Origin of the sequence: Streptomyces sp. NPDC026673 (assembly GCF_040638135.1) — a bacterium.
Taxonomy (GTDB): Bacteria; Actinomycetota; Actinomycetes; order Streptomycetales; family Streptomycetaceae; genus Actinacidiphila.
Genome location: NZ_JBEZXR010000015.1, coordinates 42,867 through 58,532 on the forward strand (window position 1 = coordinate 42,867; position 15,666 = coordinate 58,532).

Consider the following 15,666-nt stretch of genomic DNA (forward strand, 5'->3'; position numbering starts at 1 on the left):
CCACGGGGAAACGTTCCGCCGCCGCGCCGCACTGAGGGTGGTGCCGCGCCGACTCGGCACCACCCCCGGTCTCGCTTCACCGTCGCACGGATTCAGGGTTCCGTACGAGTGGCGTGATGCGCCGTCACTGTCCGTCGAATGCGCGCATATTCGCAACCGTTGCAGACAGTTGCAAGGTATTGGCCGGATATCCCACCGGACGGACCGGCCCGACGGCACCATATGCACATGGTGTGGCCGCGGAGTACCGCCGCGGCCACTGCCGGGGCGCAGAACGCGCTGCGCACACGGACGCGGGGAGCACCATGAGCCAGGATCCGATCGACGCGCGGTCGTTGTCGGTCCAGTCCGTCCGGGAACCGCGTCGTTCCGCGCGGTTGCTGGCCGACATGCGGGACGCCGCCCTGGGCGGCGGATCGCGGGGCGCGGTCCCCAGACCGGTGATCCAGGACTCCTGGCGGCGCGCCCTGGACCTCGGCGTGGACCCGGACAACGGCAGCCCGGCCGGCATGCTGACCGCCGACGAGATCGAGCTCCGCAGGCGCCGTACGCCGCTGAACGACGTGCTGCCCGCGCTGCGTGACGGCCTGGTCTCGGTGGCCGACGAGGCCCGGCACATCATGGTGGTGACCGACCCCGAGGGCCGGGTGCTGTGGCGGGACGGCAGTCTCGCCGTCCGCAGGAGCGCGGACCGGCTCGGCTTCGCCGAGGGCGCCTCGTGGTCGGAGGAGGCCGTGGGGACCAACGCGATCGGCACCGCCCTGGTCACCGGGCGGCCGGTGCAGGTGCACTCCGCCGAGCACTTCGTACGGGTGCACCACCAGTGGACCTGCGCCGCCGCCCCGCTGCACGACCCGCGCGACGGACGGCTGCTGGGCGCGGTGGACGTCAGTGGTCCCGCGGCGGGCATGCATCCCGCGATGCTGTCCCTGGTCACCGCGGTGACCAAGGTCGCCGAGGCCGAGTTGCGCAGCCGGCACTGGGCGGCGGTCGACCGGCTGCGCTCGCTCGCCGCCCCGCTGCTCTCCCGGCTGCCGGGCCGGGCCGCGGTCGTGGACCCCAACGGCTGGACCGCCGCGGTGACCGGGATGCCGCCGGTGGAGCGCATCACCCTGCCCGCCGCGCCGAGCGCGGGGCGGACCTGGGTGCCCGCGCTGGGGACGTGCACCCTGGAACCGCTGCCGGGGGGCTGGCTGGTGCGGGTCGCCGCGCCGGAGGAGGAACGGACGGCGCCCGGACACGTGCTGCTGGACCTCGGTCGCCCCCGCTCCTGGACGGTGAGCGTCTCCGGCGCGGCGGGCGGCTGGTCGCAGGAGCTCAGTCCGCGCCATGCCGAACTCCTCTTCGTCCTGGCCCTGCACCGCGACGGCCGCTCCGCCGCGGAGCTGGCGGGCGACCTGTTCGGCGACCCCTCCCGCACGGTGACGGTGCGCGCGGAGATGTCCCGGCTGCGCCGCACCCTGGCCGGGGTGCTCGACCACCGCCCCTACCGCTTCGCCGACGGAGTCGAGGTCGAACTGCTGCGCCCGGCCCACCCGGCCGACCTGTTGCCGCACTCCACGGCACCGGCGGTGCGGGCGGCGCGCTTCGCGACGTGAGGGGGCGGCCGGGATCCGGCCGCGGCAGCGAGCCGGGAACCGCTCCCGCCCCGCGAGGCCGCAGAATGTGGCGCATGAGCACTACCGTCACGGTGACCACCTGGTCCCTGGAGCAGACCTCCCACGCCGATCTGCGGCCCTCCCTCGAACCGGACCCGGCGGCCTCGGGCATCCGCATCGCGCGGGCCGAGGTGCCGTCCCCGGAGTTCAGCCGCTTCCTCTATACCTCGGTGGGCGCCGACTGCGCGTGGACGGACCGCCTGCCGTGGTCGTACGAGCAGTGGCGGGAGTTCCTGGACCGCCCGGGGGTCGAGACCTGGGTCGCGTACGACCGGGACACGCCCGCCGGCTACATCGAACTGGACCCGCAGGAGGACGGCCAGGTCGAGATCGCCTACTTCGGGCTGCTGCCCGCCTTCCGGGGGCGGCGGATCGGCGGGCATCTGCTGTCCGTCGGCATCGCCCGCGCCTGGGACCTGGCGGAGCGCCGGCCCGACCGCACCCCGACGAAGCGGGTGTGGGTGCACACCTGCAGCCTGGACGGACCGCACGCGCTGGCCAACTACGAGAAGCGGGGCTTCCGCATCTTCCGCACCGAGACGGGGGAAGAGGAGGAGAGGCCCGTCACCGGGCCGTGGCCCGGAGCCCGGTAGGGACCGGCCGGCGGAAAGGGGTGGGCATGGACGTCGTCGGGGTCGGGGCGCTCAACCTGGACCTGATCACGGGTGCGTCCGCCCTGAACGGAACCCCCGTGCTCGCCCGGCTCGCCGGGCACATGCGGCTGCGTCCGCCACCGGTGAGCGGTGGCGAGCGCATGGTGGACGAGGCCGCCGTCCGCGCCGGGCTGGAGTGGCTGCGCACCGAGGGGGTGCCGCTCACCCCCGAACCGGGCGGTTCGGCCTTCAACACCCTGCACGCGCTGGCCCGCCTGGGCCGGGGACTGCGGCTGGGGTACGTGAGCGTCGCGGGCCGCAGCCCCCTGGGCACGGACGACCCCTTCTCCGTCCTCGACGGGCTCGGCATCGACCGGCGGCTGGTGGCGCCCGACCCCGCCCGGCTCTGCGGGATCTGCCTGTCCGTATACGACGACGGGGAGCGCACGCTGCTGACGCACACGGGGGCGAACACGGGCATCGCCGGCCATGTGCGGGAGCGCTTCGACGAGATCGCCGGCTATCTGGCGGCGGCCCGGGTGGTCCATGTGACCTCGTTCCTCGATCCGGACGGCGGTGCGGCGCTGCATCGGCTGCTCGCGGAGGTACGGAGGCGATCGGCGCGGACGCTGATCAGCTTCGACCCGGGACACGCCTGGTCGGCGGAGCCGACCCCCGATGTGCTCGCCATGGCCGCGCTGAGCGACTATCTGCTGGTCAACGGGCGGGAGTTCGCGCAGCTCGGCCGGTCGCGGACCCGCCGCGACGGTGCGGCCGTGGTGAAGTACCCGGACCGGGTGGAGGTGCACCGGCCCGGAACCGTGGAGCGCTACGCCCATCGTCCGCTTCCGGACAGCCAGGTCGAGGACGCCACCGGTGCGGGCGACGTCTTCGCGGCGGGCCTGCTGGCGGCGCTGGTCGCGGACCGCGCCCAGTTGGGCGCCGGGGTGCGGCTCGGCTCGGCGCTGGCGGGCCACAAGCTGCGCCATGTGGGGGCGCGCGGACACGGTGGATTCCGGGCCATCGCGGCCGATTTCCTCCGCCCGCCGAGCCCCGCCAGGTGACCGACCGCGCCATTATCTCGCCATGCGAGATGATCAAGTCCACATTTTGGATAATGGTGGACTGGCCCGAGATCCCCGTGACACGCTTTCGACATGTCCCGCACTGGAATCGCCTTGGTAGGTCGGCTGCACGTCGATCTCGGACGCATGTCCAGCGCCATCTGTCAGGCGTGCTGAGCACTCGCCGCCGTCCCGTCCAGGACTGACCCGGCCGTCCCCGGCCTCGCCGGCGCAATGATGCGCCCAGGCTTTCCGCTGATTTCGGCGGATCGTCGTATCCGCAGGCCAAGGGGACTTTTCGCGCTACGCCCAACCCGTTTCCAGCCTGCCAGAAGGAATGCATCGCCATGGCTTCCACCCCTGACCAGCCGAACGCCGCCGCGCCGCGCCGCAAGGTGAGCCGCCACCGCGGCGAGGGCCAGTGGGCGGTCGGCCACATGACGCCGCTCAACGCCAACGAGCAGTTCAAGCGGGACGACGACGGTCTCAATGTGCGGACACGCATTGAGACGATCTACCGGTACCGCGGCTTCGACGCGATCGACGGCGCCGACCTGCGCGGCCGCATGCGCTGGTGGGGTCTGTACACCCAGCGCAAGCCCGGGATCGACGGCGGCAAGACCGCGATCCTGGAGCCGGAGGAGCTGGACGACAAGTTCTTCATGCTGCGGGTCCGCATCGACGGCGGCCGGCTCACCACCGAGCAGCTGCGCGTCATCGGCGAGGTCTCCCAGGAGTTCGCCCGCGGCACCGCCGACATCACCGACCGGCAGAACATCCAGCTGCACTGGATCCGCATCGAGGACGTCGCCGAGATCTGGCAGCGCCTGGAGGCCGTGGGCCTTTCCACCACCGAGGCGTGCGGCGACACCCCGCGCGTCATCCTCGGCTCGCCCGTCGCAGGGATCGCCGAGGACGAGATCGTCGACGGGACCTGGGCCGTGGACGAGGCCCACCGCCGCATCGTGGGCAACAAGGAGTTCTCCAACCTCCCCCGCAAGTTCAAGTCGGCCATCTCCGGATCGCCGCTGCTGGACGTGGCCCACGAGATCAACGACGTCGCCTTCGTCGGCGTCCGCCACCCCGAGCACGGCCCCGGCTTCGACGTATGGGTCGGCGGCGGCCTGTCCACCAACCCCAAGATCGGCGTCCGGCTGGGCGCGTGGGTGCCGCTGGAACAGGTCCCGGACGTCTTCGAGGGCGTGATCTCGATCTTCCGCGACTACGGCTACCGCCGGCTGCGCACCCGTGCCCGGCTGAAGTTCCTGGTCGCGGACTGGGGCGCGGAGAAGTTCCGCCGGGTGCTGGAGGACGAGTACCTGGGACGCGAGCTGACCGACGGCCCCGCCCCCGACCAGCCGGTCGAGCAGTGGCGCGACCATGTGGGCGTGCACCGCCAGAAGGACGGCCGCTACTACGTCGGCTTCGCGCCGCGCGTCGGCCGGGTCGACGGCGCCACACTGAGCAAGATCGCGGAGCTGGCGGAGGACCACGGCTCCGGCCGGCTGCGGACCACCGCCGAGCAGAAGATGATCGTGCTGGACGTCGAGCAGGACCGGGTCGACTCGCTCGTCGCGGGCCTGGAGGCGCTGGACCTGCAGGTGAAGCCCTCCCCGTTCCGGCGCGGCACGATGGCCTGCACCGGCATCGAGTTCTGCAAGCTGGCCATCGTCGAGACCAAGGCGCGCGGTTCCTCGCTGATCGACGAACTCGAACGCCGGCTCCCGGAGTTCGACCAGCCGATCACGATCAACATCAACGGCTGCCCGAACGCCTGCGCCCGCATCCAGGTCGCCGACATCGGCCTCAAGGGCCAGCTGGTCCTCGACGACGACGGCAACCAGGTCGAGGGCTACCAGGTGCACCTGGGCGGCGCCCTGGGCCTGGAGGCCGGCTTCGGCCGCAAGGTCCGCGGGCTGAAGGTCACCGCGGAGGAACTCCCCGACTACGTCGAGCGCGTCCTGCAACGCTTCCAGGCCGAGCGCGAGGACGGCGAGCGCTTCGCGCAGTGGGCGGCGCGGGCGAGCGAGGAGGCCCTGTCGTGAGCGAGCGCGCCGCCCCCTTCTACTGCCCCTACTGCGGCGACGAGGACCTGCATCCCGCGGAGCAGGGCCACGGCGCCTGGGAGTGCCGGTCGTGCAACCGCGCGTTCCAGCTGAAGTTCCTGGGCCTGCTGGCCCGGGGGCTGCGGACCGAGACCCCTGAGGGAGGCCCTTCGTGACCACCGCGCAGCGGCACACCGCCGACGGACTGCGGGCACTGGCCGAGCAGGCGGGCCGCGACCTGGAGGACGCCGCGGCGCCCGACATCCTGCGCTGGGCCGCCGACACCTTCGGGCCCCGCTTCTGCGTCACCTCCTCCATGGAGGACGCGGTCGTGGCGCACCTGGCCTCGCGCGTCGCCCCCGGCGTCGACGTCGTCTTCCTCGACACCGGCTACCACTTCCCGGAGACCATCGGCACCCGCGACGCGGTCGCCGCCGTCATGGACGTCAACGTCATCACGCTGACGCCGCGCCAGACGGTCGCCGAGCAGGACGCCGAGTACGGGCCGGCGCTGCACGACCGCGACCCCGACCTGTGCTGTGCGCTGCGCAAGGTCAAGCCGCTGGAGGAGGGCCTGACCGGCTACGACGCCTGGGCGACCGGCCTGCGCCGCGACGAGTCCCCCACCCGGGCGGGCACCCCGGTCGTCGGCTGGGACGCCCGGCGCGGCAAGGTCAAGGTCTCCCCGATCGCGCGCTGGTCGCAGGAGGACGTGGAGACCTACGTCGCCGAGCACGGCGTACTGACCAACCCGCTGCTCATGGACGGGTACGCCTCGGTCGGCTGCGCCCCCTGCACCCGCCGGGTGCTGGAGGGCGAGGACGCCCGGGCCGGCCGCTGGGCGGGGCGGGCCAAGACCGAGTGCGGGCTGCACGGCTGATGACGACGGAACGGACTCCCGGGGAGCGGCGGATGAGCGGGACGGGCACAGGGGCCACGGTGTGGCTGACGGGGCTGCCGAGCGCGGGCAAGACCACCATCGCCCGCGCACTGGCGGAGCGGCTGCGCGAGGACGGGCACCGCGTGGAGGTCCTGGACGGGGACGAGATCCGCGAGTTCCTCTCCGCGGGCCTCGGCTTCACCCGCGAGGACCGGCACACCAACGTGCAGCGCATCGGCTTCATCGCCGAGCTCCTCGCCTCCCACGGGGTGACGGTCCTGGTCCCGGTCATCGCGCCGTACGCCGACAGCCGCGAGGCCGTCCGCAAGCGCCACGACGCGCGGGGCACGACCTATCTGGAGGTGCACGTCGCCACACCGGTGGAGGTCTGCTCGGTGCGGGACGTGAAGGGCCTGTACGCCCGGCAGGCCGCGGGCGGGATATCCGGGCTGACCGGTGTCGACGACCCGTACGAGGCACCCGAGGCACCCGATCTGCGGATCGAGACCCAGGACCACACCGTCGAGGACTCGGCGGCGCTGCTCACCGCGCTGCTGGTGGAAAGGGGACTTGCGTGACCACGGTCGTCGCGGTCGACGAGAGCACCGGGAATCCCTTCGCGCTGTCGCACCTGGACGCGCTGGAGTCGGAGGCGGTGCACATCTTCCGGGAGGTGGCGGGCGAGTTCGAGCGGCCGGTGATCCTCTTCTCCGGCGGCAAGGACTCCATCGTCATGCTGCACCTGGCGCTGAAGGCGTTCGCGCCCGCGGCCATCCCGTTCTCCCTGCTGCACGTCGACACGGGCCACAACTTCCCCGAGGTGCTGGAGTACCGGGACCGCACCGTGGCGAAGCACTCGCTGCGGCTGCACGTCGCCTCGGTACAGGACTACATCGACGACGGCCGGCTGCGCGAGCGCCCCGACGGCACCCGCAACCCGCTGCAGACCGTGCCGCTGACCGAGACCATCCAGGAGCGGCGCTTCGACGCGGTCTTCGGCGGCGGCCGCCGCGACGAGGAGAAGGCCCGCGCCAAGGAGCGGGTGTTCTCCCTGCGCGACGAGTTCTCCCAGTGGGATCCGCGCCGTCAGCGCCCCGAGCTGTGGCAGCTCTACAACGGCCGGCACGCCCCCGGCGAGCATGTGCGCGTCTTCCCGCTCTCCAACTGGACCGAGCTGGACGTGTGGCAGTACATCGCCCGCGAGGGCATCGAGCTGCCGGAGATCTACTACGCCCACGAGCGCGAGGTGTTCCGGCGCGGCGGCATGTGGCTGACCGCGGGCGACTGGGGCGGGCCCAAGGACGGCGAGAGCGTGGAGACCCGGCTGATCCGCTACCGGACGGTGGGCGACATGTCCTGCACCGGCGCGGTGGACTCCGACGCCGCCGGCATCGAGGCCGTCATCGCCGAGATCGCCGCCTCCCGGCTCACCGAGCGGGGCGCCACCCGGGCCGACGACAAGCTCTCCGAGGCCGCGATGGAAGACCGCAAGCGCGAGGGGTACTTCTAGCCATGACCACCGGCACCACCGCCGAGCAGCTCTCGGCCACCTCCCTGCTGCGCTTCGCCACCGCGGGCTCCGTCGACGACGGCAAGTCCACGCTCGTCGGCCGGCTGCTGCACGACTCCAAGTCCGTGCTCGCCGACCAGCTGGAGGCCGTCGAACTGGCCTCGGCCCGGCGCGGGCAGGAGGCTCCGGACCTGGCGCTGCTCACCGACGGCCTGCGGGCCGAGCGCGAGCAGGGCATCACCATCGACGTGGCGTACCGCTACTTCGCCACGCCGCGGCGGCGGTTCATCCTGGCGGACACGCCCGGGCACGTGCAGTACACCCGAAACATGGTGACCGGCGCCTCGACCGCCGAGCTGACCGTGGTCCTGGTGGACGCCCGCAACGGCGTCGTGGAGCAGACCCGGCGGCACGCTGCGGTCGCCGCTCTGCTGCGGGTGCCGCACGTGGTCCTCGCGGTCAACAAGATGGATCTGGTCGACTGGTCGGAGGCCGTCTTCGCCGCCATCGCCGAGGAGTTCACCGCGTACGCGGCGTCCATCGGCGTACCGGAGATCACCACGGTCCCGATCTCGGCGCTGGCCGGCGACAACGTCGTGTCCCCGTCGGCGAACATGGACTGGTACGGCGGCCCGACGATCCTGGAGCACCTGGAGACCGTGCCGGTGGGCACCGACCCCAGCAGCCATCCGGCGCGCTTCCCGGTGCAGTACGTCATCCGCCCGCAGACCGCCGAGCACCCGGACTACCGCGGCTACGCGGGGCAGATCGCCTCCGGCGTGCTGCGCGTCGGCGACCGGGTGACCGTGCTGCCGTCCGGGCTGAGCAGCACGATCACCGGCATCGACGCGCTGGGCACGCCGGTCGACGTGGCCTGGGCGCCGCAGTCGGTGACGCTGCTGCTCGGCGACGACGTGGACGTCTCCCGCGGCGACCTGATCGCCCCGGCCGACGCCGCCCCCGCGACCACCCGCGACGTCGAGGCGACCGTGTGCCACCTGCACGAGCGGCCGCTGAAGGTCGGTGCCCGCGTGCTGCTGAAGCACTCGACGCGCACGGTCAAGGCGATCGTCAAGCGGCTGCCGTACCGGGTCGACCTGTCCCGGGGCCTGGAACACCAGGACGAGCCCAGCGAGTTCGGCGTCAACGACATCGGCACGGTGGTGCTGCGCACCTCGGAGCCCCTGCCGCTGGACGCGTACGCGGACTCCCGGCTCACCGGCTCCTTTCTGTTGATCGACCCGGCGGACGGCACCACGCTGACCGCCGGCATGGCGGGCGAGGCCTTCGCCGCCCGCAACGCCACGGCCGCCGAGAACGCGGCCGGTGACGACGAGGGGTGGGACTTCTGATGGCGTTCGACGACGCCTTCTCGGGATTCGCCAAGGAGGGCGGTCGCGTCGGCAGCGGCTGTCTGGGCAGCGGCACGGGCGGGGTGACGCGATGTGCGCGCTGACCCGGCCTGAACACCGCACCCGCGCCGTGCACACGGCACCGCACCACCGAGAACCAGACAGCCACCACCCCGGCGCACCCTAGAGGGCACGAGCCGGGGCCATCGAGAGGAACGCCTCCCGTGACTGCCGATCGCACCACCGCCCCGAGAACGTCCGCCCGCCGCCGCCTCATAGCGGGCGCCGCCCTTCTGCCGCTGCTGGCGCTAGCCGCCTGCGGCTACGGCTCCGAGAAGAAGGACGACACCACCAACGCGGCCGCGAGCAGCGGCACCAGCAAGAAGCTGTCCGCCTCGACGGTGAAGATCGGCTACTTCGCGAACCTCACCCACGCCACCCCGCTGGTGGGCCTCAAGGAGGGGTTCTTCGCCGACGAGCTCGGCTCCGGCACCACCATCAAGGAGTCGGTCTTCAACGCCGGCCCCGCGGAGATCGAGGCCCTCAACGCCGGTTCCATCGACATCGGCTGGATCGGCCCCTCCCCGTCGATCAACGGCTGGACCAAGTCCGGCGGCGAGAGCCTGAAGATCATCTCCGGCTCCGCCTCGGGCGGCGTCAAACTGGTCGTCAACCCGGACAAGATCAAGACCCTGAAGGACGTCAAGGGCAAGAAGATCGCCACCCCGCAGCTCGGCAACACCCAGGACGTGGCGTTCCTCAACTGGATCGCCGAGCAGGGCTGGAAGGTCGACGCGACCAGCGGCAAGGGCGACGTCTCCGTGGTCCGCACGGACAACAAGGTCACCCCCGACGCCTACAAGACCGGTTCCATCGACGGCGCCTGGGTGCCCGAGCCGACGGCGTCCAAGCTGGTCGCCGAGGGCGCGAAGGTGCTCCTGGACGAGCGCGACCTGTGGCCGGACAAGAAGTTCGTCATCACCAATGTGATCGTCTCCCAGAAGTTCCTCAAGGAGCACCCGGACGTCGTCGAGGCCGTGCTGCGCGGTTCGGTGAAGACCAACGCCTGGATCAACGCCAACCCCGACAAGGCGAAGGCCGACGCCAACGCCCAGCTGGAGAAGCTCTCCGGCAAGCCGCTGCCCGCCGACGTCATCGACCCGGCGTGGCAGAGCATCCAGGTCATCGACGACCCGCTGGCGTCCACCCTGCAGACCGAGGCCGACCACGCCGTCACCGCCGGCCTGCTGGAGAAGCCCTCGCTGGGGGGCATCTACGACCTGACGATCCTCAACAAGATCCTCACGTCCGAGGGCAAGACCAAGATCGACGACGCCGGTCTCGGCGGCTGACGCCCGGCAGCACCCGACGAAGTCCGCAGCCCAGCCCTCAGGAGGTGACGCCATGGCCACCGCACTCACCAACCAGCCCGCCGTGACGGTCGACGCGGCCCCGTACGCCGCACGGCTCGAGCACGTCTCGAAGTCCTTCGGCCGCCCCGGCGAGCAGACGCACGTGCTGGACGACATCAGCATCGATGTCGCCCCGGGCGAGTTCGTCTGCCTCCTGGGGGCCTCGGGCTGCGGCAAGTCCACCCTGCTCAACCTGGTCGCGGGACTCGACCGGCCGTCCGCCGGGGGCATCGAGACCCCCGGCGGCCGCCCGGCCCTGATGTTCCAGGAGCACGCCCTGTTCCCGTGGCTCACCGCGGGCAGGAACATCGAACTCGCCCTGCGCATGCGGGGCGTGCCGCGCGCCGAGCGGCGCCCGGAGGCCGAGCGCCTGCTGGAGCTCGTCCGCCTCAAGGGCGCGTACGGCAAGCGGGTGCACGAACTCTCGGGCGGCATGCGGCAGCGCGTCGCGCTGGCCCGGGCGCTGGCGCAGGACAGCCAGCTGCTGCTGATGGACGAGCCCTTCGCGGCGCTCGACGCCATCACCCGCGACGTCCTGCACGAGGAGCTCACCCGCATCTGGGCCGAGACGCGTCTGTCGGTGCTGTTCGTGACCCACAACGTCCGTGAGGCGGTGCGGCTCGCGCAGCGGGTCGTACTGCTCTCCTCGCGGCCGGGACGGATCGCCCGGGAGTGGACGGTCGACATCCCGCAGCCGCGCCGCATCGAGGACTCGGCGGTCGCCGAGCTCTCCGTGGAGATCACCGAGCACCTCCGGGGGGAGATCCGCCGTCATGGCCAGCACTGAGACGAAGGCAGAGGCCAGGCCGGCCGGCGACCTCGCGGGACTGGAGGCCGGCCTCGACGCCCTGGAGACCCGCTCCACCACACGTGTGCCGCTGGCCCGCGTACTGCTCCACAAGGCCGTTCCCCCGCTCGTCGCCATCGCGCTGGTGCTGGTGGTGTGGCAGCTCGCCTACCACTTCGAGCTCAAACCGCACTACCAGCTGCCCAGTCCGGCCGAGGTCGGGCGCGCCCTGCAGGACAAGTGGCTGGACGGCACGCTGCTCGGCTACGTCTGGACCAGCCTGTCGCGCGGCGCGCTGGGCTTCGTGGCCTCCGTCGCGATCGGCACGCCGCTCGGCCTGCTCGTGGCGCGGGTCCGGGTGGTGCGGGCCGCGATCGGGCCGATCCTGTCCGGCCTGCAGTCCCTGCCGTCGGTGGCCTGGGTACCCGCGTCGATCATCTGGTTCGGCCTTTCGGACGCCACGATCTACTGCGTGGTGCTGCTGGGCGCGGTGCCCTCGATCGCCAACGGACTGGTGGCGGGCGTCGACCAGATCCCACCGCTGTTCCTGCGGGCGGGCCGCACCATCGGCGCCACCGGCGTCCACGCCGTGCGCCACGTGCTGCTGCCGGCCGCCCTGCCGGGCTATCTCGCGGGCCTCAAGCAGGGCTGGGCCTTCTCCTGGCGCTCCCTGATGGCCGCGGAACTCATCGCCACCTCCCCGGACCTCGGGGTGGGCCTGGGCCAACTGCTGGAACAGGGACGCGAACTGTCCGACATGCCGAGCGTGCTGGCGGCGATCCTGCTGATCCTGATCGTCGGCATCGGCATCGAACTGCTGGTGTTCGCGCCGCTGGAGCGTACGGTGCTGCGCAGCCGCGGCCTGTTCGCACGGGGCTGACCATGACCGCGCACCCCGTCCTCCTCGTCATCGCCCACGGCAGCCGCGACCCGCGGCACGCCGCGACCGTGCACGCGCTGACCCAGCGGGTGCGGGCCGCCCGCCCCGGGCTGCGGGTCGAGACCGCCTTCCTCGACCACTGCGCGCCCGGTGTGCCGCAGGTCGTGGACCGGCTGGCCGCGGAGGGCGTGCTCGACGTGGTGGCGCTGCCGCTGCTGCTGACCCGCGCCTTCCACGCCAAGGCCGACATCCCGGCGGTGCTGCGGGAGTCCGCCGGGCGGCACGCCCGGATGCGCGTGCACCGGGCCGACGTACTCGGCCCCTCTCCGCTGCTCCAGGCCGCGCTGGAGCGGCGGCTGCGCGAGGCCGGGCTCGGCCCCGGCGACCGCCGCTCGACCGGGGTCGTCCTGGCCTCGGCGGGCTCCTCCGACCCGGAGGCGATCGCAGTGATCGCAGAAATCGCGCGGGAGTGGCGGCGTACCGGTTGGTGCGCCGTGCGGCCTGCGTTCGCCTCCGCATCCCTTCCCACCACGGACGAGGCGGTGCGCGCACTGCGCGCCGAGGGCGTACGGCACATCGCCGTAGCGCCGTACGTCATCGCGCCGGGCTTCCTGCCCGACCGCATCGCCCGTGGTGCGGTGACCTCCGGGGCCGACGTCGTCGCCGGCGTCCTCGGTGACGCCCCGGAGGTCGCCCGCCTGCTGCTGCGCCGCTTCGACGAGGCACTGCGGCTCCGGCCGGCGCTGGCGCTGGCCTGAGGCGCGGCGCGCGGCGGAGGACGCGCCGTCAGGACACGACGTCCGCCAGGCGCTCCACCTGACCGGTCTCCGACGACCAGCAGTAGAGCATCACTTCGTCGGCGCCGATGCCCTCGTAGCCGGCGACGGCCTCACCGATCTGCTCGGGGGTGGTCAGCAGGCCCTCCGCGACGCGGTCGGCGAAGTCGGTGAAGGCGTAGTAGGCGCGGATGTTCTCGCGGGCCGCGGTGACCACCGCGGCCGGTCCGAGCGCGACATTGGCCTGGGCGACGAGCCGGGGCCGGCCGGGCCGTGCGTGCCGGTCCCAACTCCGCTCCGCCTCCCGGAAGAGGCGGTCCATCGCCTTGGGCGGCATTCCGGCGCCGAGGAAACCGTCGCCGTGGCGGCCGACCCTGTCGAGTGCCGCCGGGGCGAAGCCGCCGAAGAGCACCTCGGGTCCGCCCTGGGTCGCCGGGGCGGGCCCGACCGGCCCGGCCCCGTCGCCGTACGGCTCACCCGCCCAGAGGCGGCGCAGCACGGCCATCTGCTCGTCGAGCAGGCGGCCGCGGCGGCGGAAGTCGGCCCCCGCGGCGCGGAAGTCGTCCTCGCGCGCGCCCACCCCGATGCCGAGGGTGAAGCGGCCTCCGGAGAGGCGGTCGAGCGTCGCGGCCTGCTTGGCCAGGACGGCACTGTCGCGGAGCGGGCTGATCAGGACCTCGGTCTGCAGCCGGATCCTGCGGGTCGCCCCGGCGAGCACGGCGAGGGTGACCAGTGGTTCGGGGTTGTCGTACACGAGGCGGTCGAGCAGGCCGAGGCTGCTGAAGGGACCGTCGTCGGCACGGCGGGCCCAGGTCGTCAGCGCGGCGGGGTCGTCGACGGGAAGGCCGAGACCGATCTTCATGCGGAACTCCTCCGGAAGGGCAGGGACATGTGGTGCCGCCCCTCCGTGACCGCGCACCGACCGTGCGGGCCGCTCCCGTTCTGCGGCGTCCTTCAAGGGAGCGTGATCATCGAGTGTTGCCACCGTAACCCGGCTCCCCCGGTCCTCGCCCCTTCATTTCTCCCGTGTCGGACCGGCCTAGTAGTAGTGGCGCAGTGACGGCCACAGCTGCGACCAGGGCTCTTTCGGGCCCGTGCAGAGGACGATCACGGCGTCCTGTTCCTCGTTGTCGATGTCTCGCCCGTTGTTGACATGGCCGGCCCCCTCGCAGCCGGTGAAGTGGCGTTCGACGGGGTCGGCTCCCACCTGACGCACCAGCAGTACCGGACCGGTGGCGGAGTCCGGCGGTGGGCCCCAGTCGGCGAAGCCCATGTGGGCGGAGTAGGGAGCGGGCAGGCCGCGGATGGCTCCGTGGTAGGCCAGAGCACCGGCCTCGCCGTAGTTCTGGGCGAAGATGACGGCACGGGGCCGGTCTGCGGCGGGGACCCCGGACCATGCCTGGTCGACGGCGACGGCGAGTTCGGGCCAGCCGATCTGCTCGCCCTGCTCCTTGTTGACGGCGTTCACGACCCCCACCTCGCCCGGCGGGAGCACCGGCAGCGAGATCAGGGCGCTGACGACCGCCGTCACCGCGACGGCCGGCCACATGGCGCGCGGCCGGGAAGCGGCCGTGACGCAACCCGCGGCGAGCAGCACCAGCAGCAGCGGCAGGCAGTAGTACGGCTTGCCGCCGGAGGCCACGACCACGACGGCGAGGATCAGGTAGGCCGGGGCGAACGCGCGGGCCCAGCGCAGCGCGGGATCGCGCCACAGCCGCAGGCCGCCCGCGATCCACACCGGGACGAACACCGGTGAGAGGAAGACGATCTGCTGGGGCACGAACAGAATGCGGTTCTCGGTGCCGTCGTCCGCGCTGATGCCGCCCGCGACAGTCAGCTGGGGCCAGCCGTGGGCCGCCTGCCACCACAGGTTGGGCAGGGCCACCGCCAGCGCGACGGCGGCGCCGGCGAGCGGCCACCGGCCGCGCAACACGTCCCGGGGACCGGTCGCGAGCAGCGCCGCCAGCAGGGCGAAGGCCAGCAGGGCGACCAGGTACTTGTTCTGCATGCCGACGCCGAGGGCCGCGCCCACCGCGAGCCACAGGCGGCGGTCGCCGGTGCGCAGCAGCCTCAGCAGCAGCCAGCAGACGACCACCCAGGCGAGCATGTCGAAGGTGGCGGTGGAGACCAGGTGGCCGACGGCGAGGACGAAGCCGGAGACCGCCGTGCACGCCGCCGCGAGCACCTGCGCCGCGCGCCCGCCGCCGAGTTCCCTGGCGATGGCGGCGACGACCACGACGGTCGCGGCGCAGGCGAGGGTCGCCACCACGCGCAGCCCCGAGGGCGTGTCGCCGAAGACGGCGGTGGAGAGGCGGGCGGCGAGCGGGGTCAGCGGGGGCTGGTCGACGTAGCCCCACGCGAGGTGGTCGCCGGCGACGAGGAAGTACAACTCGTCGCGGTGGAAGCCGTAGCGGCCGGAGAACACGGTCAGCACGGCGGCTACCGCGGCCGCGACCCCCAGGACCGGCGCGGCGGCGAAGGACGCCACCTCCGCGCGGACGTACGTAGCGGACATCCCCCACCCCCGGTGTTCCCCCGCTGTTCCCCCCGACGACGGTACCGGGGCGGCGGGCCGGGGGCCATGGGAAACGGGGCGCCGGGGGTGACGCGGTGCCGGTGGTCACGCGGTGCCGGTGGTGATGCCGGTGGGTGGGTGCGGGTTCGTCTCGCTCCCTTCGGTCGCACAGCGGCGGGCTGCGGATGGGAGGG

16 protein-coding genes are annotated in these 15,666 nt (G+C 72.7%); 14 read left to right on the forward strand and 2 right to left on the reverse strand.

The window, feature by feature from the left end:
- The first annotated feature begins 305 nt into the window (after nucleotides 1–305).
- The 14 genes from AB0F62_RS13705 to AB0F62_RS13770 all read left to right on the forward strand — a co-directional run bounded on the left by AB0F62_RS13705 (nucleotide 306) and on the right by AB0F62_RS13770 (nucleotide 12,939).
- Nucleotides 306–1,598, forward strand: a complete 1,293-nt coding sequence (locus tag AB0F62_RS13705; protein WP_361796795.1) for a GAF domain-containing protein — start codon at nucleotides 306–308, stop codon at nucleotides 1,596–1,598.
- A gap of 74 nt (nucleotides 1,599–1,672) precedes the next feature.
- Nucleotides 1,673–2,251, forward strand: a complete 579-nt coding sequence (locus tag AB0F62_RS13710; protein ID WP_361796798.1) for a GNAT family N-acetyltransferase — start codon at nucleotides 1,673–1,675, stop codon at nucleotides 2,249–2,251.
- Between the two features lie 26 nt (nucleotides 2,252–2,277).
- A complete protein-coding gene (locus AB0F62_RS13715; protein ID WP_361796801.1) occupies nucleotides 2,278–3,315 on the forward strand; it encodes a PfkB family carbohydrate kinase in 1,038 nt (345 codons plus the stop codon).
- Between the two features lie 93 nt (nucleotides 3,316–3,408).
- Complete coding sequence (locus tag AB0F62_RS13720; protein ID WP_322975673.1) at nucleotides 3,409–3,492, forward strand: putative leader peptide; 84 nt, start codon at nucleotides 3,409–3,411, stop codon at nucleotides 3,490–3,492.
- A gap of 170 nt (nucleotides 3,493–3,662) precedes the next feature.
- Nucleotides 3,663–5,360, forward strand: a complete 1,698-nt coding sequence (locus tag AB0F62_RS13725; protein WP_361796804.1) for a nitrite/sulfite reductase — start codon at nucleotides 3,663–3,665, stop codon at nucleotides 5,358–5,360.
- Nucleotides 5,357–5,536, forward strand: a complete 180-nt coding sequence (locus AB0F62_RS13730) for a hypothetical protein (RefSeq protein ID WP_361796807.1) — start codon at nucleotides 5,357–5,359, stop codon at nucleotides 5,534–5,536. The genes AB0F62_RS13725 and AB0F62_RS13730 overlap by 4 nt, the downstream gene beginning before the upstream one ends.
- A complete protein-coding gene (locus AB0F62_RS13735; RefSeq protein WP_361796810.1) occupies nucleotides 5,533–6,240 on the forward strand; it encodes a phosphoadenylyl-sulfate reductase in 708 nt (235 codons plus the stop codon). The genes AB0F62_RS13730 and AB0F62_RS13735 overlap by 4 nt, the downstream gene beginning before the upstream one ends.
- Nucleotides 6,241–6,272: 32 nt before the next feature.
- Nucleotides 6,273–6,818: an adenylyl-sulfate kinase gene (gene cysC, locus AB0F62_RS13740; RefSeq protein ID WP_361796813.1), complete on the forward strand. Its 546-nt coding sequence runs from the start codon at nucleotides 6,273–6,275 to the stop codon at nucleotides 6,816–6,818.
- The gene (cysD, locus tag AB0F62_RS13745) at nucleotides 6,815–7,750 is read left to right on the forward strand and encodes a sulfate adenylyltransferase subunit CysD (protein ID WP_361796816.1); all 936 of its coding nucleotides are present in this window, start codon (nucleotides 6,815–6,817) and stop codon (nucleotides 7,748–7,750) included. Before cysC ends, cysD begins: the two co-directional genes overlap by 4 nt.
- A 2-nt stretch (nucleotides 7,751–7,752) precedes the next feature.
- On the forward strand, nucleotides 7,753–9,102 hold the full coding sequence (locus AB0F62_RS13750; RefSeq protein ID WP_361796819.1) for a GTP-binding protein: 1,350 nt from the start codon (nucleotides 7,753–7,755) through the stop codon (nucleotides 9,100–9,102).
- A 224-nt stretch (nucleotides 9,103–9,326) separates the two neighbouring features.
- Nucleotides 9,327–10,454 (forward strand): aliphatic sulfonate ABC transporter substrate-binding protein, encoded by a 1,128-nt coding sequence (locus AB0F62_RS13755; protein ID WP_361796822.1) that lies wholly within the window; start codon nucleotides 9,327–9,329, stop codon nucleotides 10,452–10,454.
- A 52-nt stretch (nucleotides 10,455–10,506) separates the two neighbouring features.
- Entirely contained in the window at nucleotides 10,507–11,301 is a 795-nt protein-coding gene (locus tag AB0F62_RS13760; RefSeq protein ID WP_361796825.1) for an ABC transporter ATP-binding protein, read from the forward strand.
- Nucleotides 11,288–12,181 (forward strand): ABC transporter permease, encoded by an 894-nt coding sequence (locus AB0F62_RS13765; RefSeq protein ID WP_361796828.1) that lies wholly within the window; start codon nucleotides 11,288–11,290, stop codon nucleotides 12,179–12,181. Before AB0F62_RS13760 ends, AB0F62_RS13765 begins: the two co-directional genes overlap by 14 nt.
- Before the next feature lie 2 nt (nucleotides 12,182–12,183).
- Nucleotides 12,184–12,939 carry a sirohydrochlorin chelatase gene (locus AB0F62_RS13770; RefSeq protein WP_361796831.1) on the forward strand — a complete coding sequence of 252 codons (756 nt, stop codon included), beginning with the start codon at nucleotides 12,184–12,186 and terminating at the stop codon, nucleotides 12,937–12,939.
- A gap of 28 nt (nucleotides 12,940–12,967) precedes the next feature.
- On the opposite strand, the gene AB0F62_RS13775 is transcribed toward AB0F62_RS13770, so the two are convergent.
- Nucleotides 12,968–13,819 carry an LLM class flavin-dependent oxidoreductase gene (locus AB0F62_RS13775; RefSeq protein ID WP_361796834.1) on the reverse strand — a complete coding sequence of 284 codons (852 nt, stop codon included), beginning with the start codon at nucleotides 13,817–13,819 and terminating at the stop codon, nucleotides 12,968–12,970.
- Between the two features lie 177 nt (nucleotides 13,820–13,996).
- The gene (locus AB0F62_RS13780; protein ID WP_361796837.1) at nucleotides 13,997–15,472 is read right to left on the reverse strand and encodes a glycosyltransferase family 39 protein; all 1,476 of its coding nucleotides are present in this window, start codon (nucleotides 15,470–15,472) and stop codon (nucleotides 13,997–13,999) included.
- Nucleotides 15,473–15,666: the final 194 nt, after the last annotated feature.

Excerpts from the sequence above, each read along its gene's own strand:
- AB0F62_RS13710 (WP_361796798.1), top strand. The coding sequence starts at position 1,673 with ATGAGCACTACCGTCACGGTGACCACCTGGTCCCTGGAGCAGACCTCC.
- AB0F62_RS13705 (WP_361796795.1), top strand. The coding sequence starts at position 306 with ATGAGCCAGGATCCGATCGACGCGCGGTCGTTGTCGGTCCAGTCCGTC.
- AB0F62_RS13760 (WP_361796825.1), top strand. The coding sequence starts at position 10,507 with ATGGCCACCGCACTCACCAACCAGCCCGCCGTGACGGTCGACGCGGCC.
- AB0F62_RS13775 (WP_361796834.1), bottom strand. The coding sequence starts at position 13,819 with ATGAAGATCGGTCTCGGCCTTCCCGTCGACGACCCCGCCGCGCTGACG.
- AB0F62_RS13720 (WP_322975673.1), top strand. The coding sequence starts at position 3,409 with ATGTCCCGCACTGGAATCGCCTTGGTAGGTCGGCTGCACGTCGATCTC.
- AB0F62_RS13715 (WP_361796801.1), top strand. The coding sequence starts at position 2,278 with ATGGACGTCGTCGGGGTCGGGGCGCTCAACCTGGACCTGATCACGGGT.
- AB0F62_RS13780 (WP_361796837.1), bottom strand. The coding sequence starts at position 15,472 with ATGTCCGCTACGTACGTCCGCGCGGAGGTGGCGTCCTTCGCCGCCGCG.
- AB0F62_RS13770 (WP_361796831.1), top strand. The coding sequence starts at position 12,184 with ATGACCGCGCACCCCGTCCTCCTCGTCATCGCCCACGGCAGCCGCGAC.
- AB0F62_RS13765 (WP_361796828.1), top strand. The coding sequence starts at position 11,288 with ATGGCCAGCACTGAGACGAAGGCAGAGGCCAGGCCGGCCGGCGACCTC.
- AB0F62_RS13750 (WP_361796819.1), top strand. The coding sequence starts at position 7,753 with ATGACCACCGGCACCACCGCCGAGCAGCTCTCGGCCACCTCCCTGCTG.
- AB0F62_RS13725 (WP_361796804.1), top strand. The coding sequence starts at position 3,663 with ATGGCTTCCACCCCTGACCAGCCGAACGCCGCCGCGCCGCGCCGCAAG.
- cysC (WP_361796813.1), top strand. The coding sequence starts at position 6,273 with ATGAGCGGGACGGGCACAGGGGCCACGGTGTGGCTGACGGGGCTGCCG.